The following is an 11,077-nucleotide window of genomic DNA, read 5'->3' on the forward strand; positions in this document are numbered from 1 at the left end:
GTAGTCGAGCAGCTTCGCCTCGGTCATCGTCAGGGCCTTCCAAGCTCATCGTCGATCAAGGAAAAGAGCTCGTCCGCGCTTGCCGCGGTGATCTCCTCGTCGTGCACCGGGTCCGCCCCGAACGGCTGGGCGGTCAGTGCCGACAGCAACTCCCACACCTGTGTGGTGACGTCCAGGCGCAGCCCGGCGTCGAGGGTGGCCGCACCGGCCACCAGTCGGGACAGTGCGGCGAGCGCGGGCTCGGCCGACGTTTCGGGGTCCGGGTCCGGGGTCGGCTCCGGGTCCGGGTCCGGGTCCGGGGTCGGTTCCGGGGCGAGCCGCTCCAGCAGGTGCCGGGCCAGGGCGATCACGCTCGGGTGCTCGAAGGTCACCGTCGTGGTCAGGGAGAGCCCGGTGAGGCCGGCCAGCCGGCTGCGCAGCTCCAGGGCGGTGAGCGAGTCGAAGCCCATGTCCATGAAGCCGCGGTCGGGTGCGACGTCGCTCGGTCCGGAGCGGCCCAGGACGGTCGCGATCTCCGTCTGGACGAGCCGGCGGAGCGTCAGTTCGCGCTCGTGCTCCGGCAGGAACCCCAGCTGTTCGGCCAGGGGCCGGGCACCGCCCGTCGTCCGCCCGGTCGGCGCGGCAGGGGCGCGGACCAGCGCGCGCAGCACCGCGGGCGGTGTGCCCTCCCGCAGCTCGTCCGGGTCGAACCAGGCGGGCACCAGATGCGGCCGGTCCGCGTCGAGGGCGAGGTCGAACAGCGCCAGCGCCTGGTCGGTGGGTAGCGGCCGCAGGCCGGCCCGGAGGATCCGCCGCCGGTCGGCGGCGTCGAGCGCTCCGGTCAGGCCGGTGCTCTGCTCCCACAGGCCCCAGCCCATCGACACCGCGGGAAGTCCCCGTTGGTGCCGGTGGTGGGCGAGCGCGTCCAGGAAGGCGTTGCCGGCCGCGTAGTTGGCCTGCCCGGCCAGGCCGACGGTGGCCGAGACGGAGGAGAACAGCACGAACGCGGACAGCCCGACGCCTTCGGTCAGCTCGTGCAGGTTCCAGGCCGCGTCGGCCTTCGCCGCGAGGACGGCGTGCAGCCGTTCCGTCGTCAGCGAGGAGACCGCGCCGTCCCGCAGGACCCCGGCCGCGTGCACCACGGCCCGCAGCGGGGCCGACGCGGGGACGGCCGCGAGGACACCGGCCAGCGCGGACCGGTCGGCCGCGTCGCACGCCGCCACCGTGACGGCCGCGCCCGCGGCGGTCAGCTCCGCGACCAGGTCGGCCGCGCCGTCGGCGGCGGGGCCGCTGCGGCTGACCAGCAGCAGCCGGCGGACGCCGTGCCGCTCCACCAGGTGGCGTGCCACGGTGGCGCCGAGGCCGCCGGTGCCACCGGTGATCAGCACCGTCCCGTCGGTGCCGGCGAGCGACCGGTCCGCGGCCGGCGCGGGGACGGAGCCGCGGGCGAGCCGGGGGACGAGGATCCCTCCGGCGCGCAGGGCGACCTGCGGTTCGTCGACGGCGAGGGCCGCACGCAGCCGATCGGCCGGGGGTTCCCCGCCGCCGTCGTGGTCCAGCAGGACGATCCGGCCCGGGTACTCCGTCTGGGCCGAGCGCAGCAGGCCCCACACGGCGGCGGCGGAGAGGTCGAGCTCCTCGTCAGGTGCCACGGCCACGGCCCGGCGGGTGGTGACGACCAGCCGTCCGGAGCCCTCGCCGTGCTCGGCCAGCCACGCCTGGACCTCGCCCAGCACGTGCTCCGCCGTCACGTGCACGGCCGCGGACGGCTCGATCGCGCTCGACGGGACCGTCAGCAGGACGGTCGGGGCGTCCGGCGCACCGGTTCCGGCGGGGACGCCGACCCCGCGCCATTCGACCTGGAACAGCTTGGGGTCGGAGCGGCGGGCGTCGAGCGGGCGCAGGGTGAGGCAGTCGACCGAGAGCACCGGGGCGCCGTTGCCGTCGGTGGCGGCCAGCGTCGCCCGCTGCCCGCCGAGCAGGCCGATCCGGACCCGGAGCCGGGTGGCACCGGTCCGGGCGAGCCGCACGCCCTCCCAGGAGAACGGGACCACCGGCCCGGTGTCCTCCTCCAGCACCAGCGGGTGGAGGACCGCGTCCAGCAGCGCGGGATGCGCGCGGAAAGGCCCCGCCTCCTCCGCCAGCGCCACCTCGGCGAGCAGGTCGGCACCGTGCCGCCACACCGCGCGCAGGTTGCGGAAGGCCGGCCCGTACTCCAGACCGCGCCGGGCGAGCTCGTCGTACCACCCGGCGGGGTCCAGCGGGGTCGCCCCGCTCGGCGGCCACTCGGTCGGCGCCGGGCCGTCGGCGGCGGCCTCGGCCGGGCCCACCCGCCCGGTGGCGTGCAGCCGCCAGTCCTCCTCGGTCTCGCCGTGCACGCGGCCGTGGATGCGCAGTTCCCGCCGGCCGGACGCATCCGGTGGCGCCGCCGTCAGCTGCACCTCGACCTCGCCCCGTTCCGGCACCACCAGCGGTGTCCGGAGGGTCAGTTCGTCCACCGTGTGGCCGATCCGCAGCGCCATCTCCAGCAGGGCCGTGCCCGGCACCACGGCCTGACCGAGCACCCGGTGGTCGGTCAGCCAGGGTCGGCTGCGCAGCGAGAGGCGTTCGGTGTGCACGGTGCCGCCGTCGGCGAGTTCCACGGGCGGCCCGAGCAGCGGCCGGTCCGCCAGCGGGTGCAGCCAGTGGCGGCGCCGTTGGAAGGCGTAGGTCGGCAGCTCGACGCGGCGCGCGCCGTTTCCGGTGTGAGGTCCGTTCCAGTCCACCGCGACGCCCTGCGTCCACAGCCTCGCCGCCGAGGCCAGGAACCGGTGGAGTCCCCCCTCGTCGCGCCGGAGCGTGCCGGAGACCACGGCGGCGCCCGGCTCGGACCGGCCCTCCAGGACCTCCTCGATGTTCATGGTGAGCACCGGGTGGGGGCTGACCTCGACGAACGTGCGGTACCCCTGCTCGGCGAGTGCCGCCACGGCGGAGTGGAAGTGCACCGGTCGCCGCAGGTTGCGGTACCAGTAGCCGGCGTCGACCGGCCGTTCGCCGAGCCAGTCCCGCTCGACGGTCGAGAAGAGCGGCACCCGCGCGGGCCCGGGGCGGACGTCCGCGAGCACCCGGGCGAGTTCGTCCTCGATCCGCTCCACGTGGGCCGTGTGGGAGGCGTAGTCCACCGGTACGCGGCGGGCCCGCACGCCGTCCGCCGCGCAGGCGGCGAGCAGCTCGTCCAGCGCGTCCGGATCGCCGGCGACGACCGTGGCGGACGGGCCGTTCAGGGCCGCCACCTCCAGCCGGCCCGGCCACGCGCGGAGGCGGGCCTCCACCTCGACGGACGGCAGAGCCACCGACATCATCCCGCCGTGGCCGGCCAGTCCCCGGGCGATCGCCTGCGAGCGCAGGGCGACGACCCGCGCCGCGTCCTCCAGGGTGAGCGCGCCGGCCACGCAGGCGGCGGCGATCTCGCCCTGCGAGTGCCCCACCACCGCCGCCGGCTCGACGCCGTACGAGCGCCAGAGCGCCGCCAGCGACACCATCACCGCCCAGGAGAGCGGTTGGACGACGTCGACCCGCTCCAGCGACGGGGCGCCCGGCACCTGCCGCAGCACGTCCTCCGGCGCCCAGTCCACGAACTCCGCCAGAGCCGCCGCGCACTCGGCCATCCGGTCGGCGAACACCGGTGCGGAGTCGAGCAGTTCGACCGCCATCCCGACCCACTGCGCACCCTGACCCGGGAACACGAACACCACCCGGCCATCCGCCCGCCGGTCCGCACCCACCACCACCGACGAACCGTCCCCACCCCCCGCCAACGCCGCCAACCCCTCCAACAAACCCTCACGACCATCCGCGACCACCACACCCCGGTGCTCCAGCACCGCCCGCGAACACACCGACGAGAAACCCACATCCACCACACGCACCGACGGATCCGACTCCACCCGCACCCGCAACCGCTCCGCCTGCGCCCGCAACGCCGCCCCACCCACCCCCGACACCACCACCGGCACCGGACCCGACACCATCACCCCGGACTCCACCGCCCCGGGCTCCGCCGGCGCCTCCTCCAGAATCACATGCGCGTTCGTCCCACTGATCCCGAACGCCGACACCCCCGCCCGACGCACCCGACCCACCCGCGGCCACACACGCCGCTCCCGCAACAACTCCACCCCACCCGAAGACCAGTCCACATGACGCGACGGCACCTCCGCATGCAACGTCCGCGGCAACACCCCGGCCCCCAACGCCATCACCATCTTGATCACCCCACCCACACCCGCCGCCGCCTGCGAATGCCCGATGTTCGACTTCAACGACCCCAACCACAACGGCCGATCAGCCGAACGCCCCTGCCCGTACGTCGCCAACAACGCCTGCGCCTCGATCGGATCCCCCAACCGCGTCCCCGTACCATGCGCCTCCACCACATCCACATCCACACCCGACAGACCCGCACCCTCCAACGCCGCCCGCACCACCCGCTGCTGCGCCAACCCGTTCGGCGCCGTCAACCCACTCGACGCACCGTCCTGATTCACCGCCGAACCCCGCACCACCGCCAACACCCGACGCCCCGCCCGCCGCGCATCCGACAACCGCTCCAACACCACCACCCCCACACCCTCCGCCCACCCCGTACCGTCCGCCGCATCCGAAAACGCCCGGCAACGCCCATCGGGGGAGAGCCCGCCCTGCCGGGAGAACTCGACGAACATCCCGGCGGTCGACATCACCGTGGCCCCGCCGGCCAGGGCGAGCGTGCTCTCCCCCGAACGCAGCGACTGCACCGCCAGGTGCAACGACACCAACGACGACGAACACGCCGTGTCCACCGTCACCGCCGGCCCCTCGAACCCGAAGGTGTAGGAGATCCGCCCCGACGCCACACTCGGCGTGCCCCCGGTCAGGGCGTAGCCGCCGAAGCTCTCCGAGGTCTCGTCCAGCGGGGGGACGTAGTCCTGGTTCATGACGCCCATGAAGACGGCCGTCCGGCTGCCGCGCAGCCCGGCGGGGTCGGCTCCGGCGCGCTCCAGCGCCTCCCACGACACTTCGAGCAGGAGCCGCTGCTGCGGGTCCATCGCCCGCGCCTCGCGCGGGCTGATCCGGAAGAAGTCGGCGTCGAGGTCCAGGGCTCCGGTGAGGAACCCGCCGGTACGGACCTGTCCGGTGCGCTCCGGGTCGAGGCTCCAGCCGCGGTCCTCGGGGAACGCCGTGACGGCGTCGGCCTCCTCGTGGACCAGACGCCACAGGTCCTCGGGCGAGGCCACGCCGCCCGGGAAGCGGCAGCCCATGCCCACGATCGCGATCGGGTCCTCGTCCGGGGCGGGACCGGCGGCGGCCGGGCGCTCCTCCGGGGCCTCCCCGGAGAGCTCCTCGTGAAGGTGGCCGACCAGCGCGGTGATCGTCGGGTGGTCGTACAGCAGGGTGACGGGCAGTCGCAGCCCGGTCGCCCTCCCGAGCCGGACGCTCAGCTCCACCGCGGTCACGGAGTCGAAGCCGAGCTCCGGGAACGCGTGGTCGGCCGCCATCGCCCCCGGGTCGGTGCGGCCGAGCACGGCCGCCGCCTGGGCCCGGACCAGGGTCTGCAGGTCCTCCGGCCCCCGCGCCGTCCGCCGTGGCGGGGCGGCGGCTTCCGCCCCGGGTGCCGACGGCGGCGCCGACGGCGCGGGCAGCGACGGCAGCGCGCCAACGGTGTCGGAGAGCCAGTAGGGCTGCCGCTGGAAGGCGTAGCCGGGCAGCTCGACGGTACGGGCGCCGGTGCCTTCGAACACCGGCCTCCAGTCCAGGTCGACGCCCTGGACGTGTAGTTCGGCCATGGACAGCAGCAGCCGCCGCAGCCCGCCCTCGCCGCGGCGCAGGGTGCCCTGGACCACCGCGTCCGGGGCGTCGCCCAGGGTCTCCCGGACGGCCGTGGTCAGCACCGGGTGCGGGCTGGCCTCCACGAACACCCCGTGTCCGTCCGCGGCCAGCGCCCGGACGGCCGCCATCCAGCTCACCCGTTCGCGCAGGTTGCGGTACCAGTACCCGGCGTCCAGGCCGTCCGCCCCGAGGAGGCCGCCGGTGACGGTCGAGTAGAACGCGACGTCGCCGGCCCGGGCGGTGACTCCGGCGGCGGCGCGCAGGACCTCCTCGCGGACGGGCTCGACGTACGGCGAGTGCGAGGCGTAGTCGATCGGGACCGTCCGGGCCCGGACGCCCCGGGCCTCGCACTCGGCCGTCACCGCCCGCACGACCTCGACGGGACCGGAGACGACGACCGAGTTCGGGCCGTTGACCGCGCCGACCGCCACCCGTTCCTGGTCCACCTCCTCGACCGGCATCGCCAGCAGGGCCATCGCGCCTCGGCCGGAAAGCCGGGCGGCGATGGCCCGGCTGCGGTCGACCATCAGCCGCAGCGCGTCCGGGAGCGGGACGATCCCCGCCGCGCAGGCCGCGGTGATCTCCCCCTGGGAGTGGCCGACCACGGCGGACGGCCGCAGTCCGACGGCCCGCCACACCTCGGCGAGCGACACCTGTACCGCGAAGAGCGCGGGCTGCATGACGTCCATCCGCCGCAGCGCCGCCTCGTCTCCCAGCACCTCCCGCAGCGACCAGTCGACCTGGCCCGCCAGCAGCCGCGCGCACTCCGCCATCCGGGCGGCGAACACCGGCGACGAGTCCCACAGCTCCAGGGCCATCCCGGCCCACTGCGGGCCCTGCCCGGGGAACATCCACACGACCCGGGACAGCGGGCCGCAGACGCCGGCCGCCACGTGCGGGGACGGCTCGCCCTCCGCCAACGCCGTGAGTCCGGCCAGGAGTTCGGCACGGTTCGCGGCGACGACGACCCCGCGGTGCTCCAGGGCCGTACGCGTGGTGGCGCTGGCGTAGCCGACGTCGCGCGGGCGCAGCGCCGGGTCGGCGCCGAGGTGTTCCAGCAGCCGGCGGGCCTGGGCCCGCAGTGCCGCCTCGCTCCGGCCGGAAACCAGCACCGGCACGGCCGGCCCGGACTCGTCCCCGGTCCCGGTCCCGGTCCCGGACTCGGCGGGTTCGCCGCAGGCCGGCTCGGACGCACCCGGGGCGTCGCCCACCACGACGTGGCAGTTGGTACCGCCGATGCCGAAGGAGCTGACGCCGGCCAGCCGGGCGCCCTCGGGCCAGGGGCCGGCGGTGTCGTTGACCCGGAGCCCGAGCCGCTCGAACGGGATCGAGGGGTTGGGCTCGGCGTAGTTGAGGCTGGCCGGGAGGACTCCGCGACCGATGGAGAGCGCGACCTTGATCAGCCCGACGACGCCCGAGGCCCCGTCGAGGTGCCCGATGTTGCTCTTCACCGATCCGACGAGCAGCGGCCGGGCGGCGGGCCGCTCCCGGCCGAGCACCTCGCCGAGCGCCTCGGCCTCGATCGGGTCCCCCGCCCTGGTCCCGGTGCCGTGCAGTTCGACGTACCCCACCCGCGCCGCCGGCTCCCCGGCCCGCTCGTAGGCCTCGCGCAGCAGTTCCCGCTGTGCCGCGCCGTCAGGGGTGGTGAAGGAGTCGCCCCCGCCGTCGTTGTTCACCGCGCTGCCGAGCAGGACGCAGTGGATCCGGTCGCCGTCGGCGACGGCGTCGGTCAGGCGCTTGAGCACGACCAGACCGCCGCCCTCGCCGCGGACGGTGCCGTTGGCGCGCGCGTCGAAGGTGTAGCAGCGGCCGTCCGGGGAGAGGGCCCCGGCCCGGGCGAAGGCGAGCGTGCTGTCCGGGGTCAGGTTGAGGTGGACGCCGCCGGCCAGCGCGAGGTCGGTGGCGCCGGACCGCAGGTTCTCGCAGGCCAGGTGCACGGCCACCAGTGAGGAGGACTGCGCGGCGTCGACGGTCAGGCTCGGACCGCGCAGGCCGAGGTGGTAGGAGATCCGGTTCGCTATCACGCCCCGGCTCAGTCCGGTCAGCGAGTAGGAGGAGACGGCCTCCTCGCCGTGCCGGTGGACGAGGGTGGCGTAGTCGTCGCCGGTGGCGCCGAGGAACACCGCGGTGGAGCCGCCGCGCAGGCTCCGGGGTGCGACGCCGGCGTGCTCCAGGGCCGTCCAGCCCAGTTCCAGGGCCAGCCGCTGGCGGGGGTCCATCGCCGCGGCCTCGCGCGGCGTGATGCCGAAGAAGTCCGGGTCGAAGTCGGCGACCCGGTCGAGGAATCCACCGCGCGTCAACCCGGCCGGCCGGAGGTCCTCCGGCACGCCGCCGAGGTCCCAGCGCCCCTCGGGGAGGTCGCCGATCGCCTCGGTGCCGTCGCGCAGCAGCCGCCAGAATTCACCGAGGTCGTCGGCCCCCGGGATGCGACAGGCCATGCCGACGACGGCGATCGCGGACCGGCTCGGGTGGCGCGTGGGCATCAGAGGGTGTTCCTTTCTGGTGGCTCTGCTTCGGACGGCCGGGCCCGCGGGTCCGCCCCCGCGCCGAGTGGCCGGAGGCGTGCGGGATCCGCCTGCGGAACGTCCGGATCCGCTGCGACGGCCGCGATCCGACCGGCGCGACCGCGCGAGCGGGAAGGAAATGCGCGCACGACGAGAACGTGCACGGATCAGGAGGATCGGCCGCGCACCGGGCCGGGGGGCGCCGAACGCCGCACCCGCGGAATATCTTCACCATCGACACGGAGCCGGCGAGCACGCCCGGCGAATGTCACAGTCGCAGAACCCCAGAAGAGACCCCCATCACTTCCGCTCCCCCCGTGATCATCCGTCACACTATAGGACGCGCATACCGGAGGCAATGCACAGAGCGTCATCGGCCGAGGAGTCCGGAGAGCACAGAGTGACATTCGGCCCGGCCTTTCCGGGATTTCGGCCGCCGGCCCGGCGGACTGGGTCGCCCCACCTCGCCGGACCCGGCCGAACCGGCCTCCGGCTCAGACGCCGAGCCGCTCCTTGACCTCCGCGAAGAACGGAATGTGCCGATAGTCCTTGGCGTCCTCGTCGTAGTCCGTGTACTCGTTGGTGAATTCCAGCAGTCGCTGCTTGACCTCGTCGGCCGGGACTCCGTTCCGGATCTCCCGCTCGATCCGCTGTATCGCGCCGAGGAATACGGCCAGGACCTCGGGGAGTTCGTCGTGGAGCCGGATCCGGTCCCCGCGCAATTCGATTCCACCGTGCTTGGAGAGGAAGTTGAAGAGCAGCTGGGAGGCGACCGCGTCGTAGTTGGGGCGCGGAATCCCCTCCACCGCGTAGCGGAGCAGCCGCTCGGACAGGATGTACTCGTAGGCCAGCCGCGCCTCCCGGGCGGGCAGCTCCGGGTCGTTCAGGCAGACCAGCATCGCGGAGACGTCGACCCGCAGCTCCTCCAGGCCCGCCAGCGGCTTCAGCTTCTTGACCGGCAGGTAGTCCGGGATGGGCATGTCGCCCTGCCGGTGGTGGTACTCGTGCAGCCGGACCCACCACGAGGAGGCCTGCTCGACCGTCCGGTCGTCGACGCCCCGGAGCAGCGGGAAGCTGTCCTCGGCCATCACCGCGTCGATCATCCTCCGGGTGATGCGGTTGTGCCGCTCGACGAACTTGTCGATGAAGTAGAAGATCAGGTCGTCGCCGTGCTGGATGCCGTCGACGTGGTTCTCCGGGAACAGCGCCACGACGACGCGCGACCCGAACCCCTTCGAACCGCCCGTGATGTTCACCGGCATGGTGTTGCTGGCGTACCGGGTGGCGAGGTGCGGATTGGTGGGCAGCGTCTCGTACGTCAGGTACTCCAGCGAAAGGGCCGGGAAGTACGAGGCGTCGAACAGCGAGAAGATGTGGTTGTCGCGCTTCCCGTTGATGTGCGCCTTGACGGCGTCCAGGCGGGCGCCGGGCGAGTGGTTCCGGAGGTCCTCGACCAGGGCCCGGGCGGCCGGCTGCCGGCCCAGGTTCGGGGCGTCGGCGATCCGCTGCGCCAACTCGTCCAGGAATTCTCGGTCCCGAAATGCGTCGCGCGATCCATGAACCTTCTCGCGGATTGCGTCGACCTCGTCGAAGACCGCTGACGGAATGCTGTTCGACATTGCCCACCTTCTTTACAGGCGTAGGTTCGTTGCTTCACCGGGGCCGGGGCGGCAGTGGCCGCCCGAGCCCGCTCCGGAATGTCCTTCCCCGGGTCTCCTCCGATCCTTTCGGCCGGACCGGCCGAATCAGGCCGGTGCGGTGCTTGCGCCTTTGTGACCACGCTGGCTAGCGTGATCACAGGGACTTCTCCGGAATATCCGCGAGCCCTTCGATCGCCCGGCTCCCCCGGGGAGCCGGCCGACAGAACTGGAGCAGCAGGTGCGAATAGAAGGAAGCGTTGCGCTGGTCACCGGCGGAACGTCCGGCCTCGGCCTGGCGACGGTACGGAAACTGCGTGAGCGGGGTGCTTCCGTGGTCATCCTCAACCGGCCTTCCGCGCGGAGTGAGAAGGTCGTGGCGGAGCTGGGCGGGGGAGTCGTCCTCTCCCCCGGCGACGTCACCGCCGAGGAGGACGTCACCGCCGCCGTCGACCGCGCCGAGGAGCTCGGCAGGCTGCGGATCGTGGTCAACTGCGCCGGCATCGGCAACGCCCACCGGACGGCCGGCCGGAGCGGCCCGTTCCCGCTCGAAGCCTTCAGCAAGGTCGTCCACACCAATCTGATCGGTACGTTCAACGTGATCCGCCTCGCCGCGGCGCGGATGATCCGGCTGGAGGAGGACGGCGACGAACGCGGAGTCATCGTCAACACCGCCTCGATCGCCGCGTTCGACGGCCAGGTCGGACAGGCCGCCTACGCCGCCGCCAAGGGCGGCATCGTGGGAATGACCCTGCCGATCGCCCGTGACCTCGCCCAGTCGCGGATCCGCGTGGTCACGATCGCCCCGGGCCTGTTCCGCACCCCGATGTTCGACGGCTTCCCGGAGTCCGCGGTCGAGGCGCTCGGCAGGCAGGTGCCGCACCCGCAACGCCTCGGCGAGGCGGAGGAGTTCGCCTCGCTCGCGGCGCACATCGTGGAGAACCCGATGCTCAACGGCGAGACGATCCGGCTCGACGGCGCCCTCCGGATGGGGCCGAGGTGACGATCCGCCCGTCCCGGTGAACCCGCGGCCCGCCCGCCCCGCCGGAGGCCGGGCGGGCCGGGCACGTGCCGCGGCGACCCGCCCGCCTCCGGTCGTGGCGGTCCGTC

The 11,077-nt window shown here is 73.9% G+C and carries 3 protein-coding genes; 1 reads left to right on the forward strand and 2 read right to left on the reverse strand.

The features are described from left to right. Nucleotides 1–29: 29 nt before the first annotated feature. Both OG550_RS03320 and OG550_RS03325 read right to left on the reverse strand, forming a co-directional pair. Nucleotides 30–8,309, reverse strand: a complete 8,280-nt coding sequence (locus tag OG550_RS03320; RefSeq protein ID WP_327674302.1) for an SDR family NAD(P)-dependent oxidoreductase — start codon at nt 8,307–8,309, stop codon at nt 30–32. Between the two features lie 515 nt (nt 8,310–8,824). Continuing rightward, nucleotides 8,825–9,949, reverse strand: a complete 1,125-nt coding sequence (locus OG550_RS03325; protein WP_327674304.1) for a DUF6421 family protein — start codon at nt 9,947–9,949, stop codon at nt 8,825–8,827. A 259-nt stretch (nt 9,950–10,208) separates the two neighbouring features. On the opposite strand from OG550_RS03325, the gene OG550_RS03330 reads away from it, so the two are divergent. After that, nucleotides 10,209–10,970, forward strand: coding sequence for an SDR family NAD(P)-dependent oxidoreductase (locus OG550_RS03330; RefSeq protein ID WP_327674306.1), 762 nt, complete (start codon nt 10,209–10,211; stop codon nt 10,968–10,970). Nucleotides 10,971–11,077: the final 107 nt, after the last annotated feature.

Origin of the sequence: Kitasatospora sp. NBC_00458, from assembly GCF_036013975.1 — a bacterium.
Taxonomy (GTDB): Bacteria; Actinomycetota; Actinomycetes; order Streptomycetales; family Streptomycetaceae; genus Kitasatospora.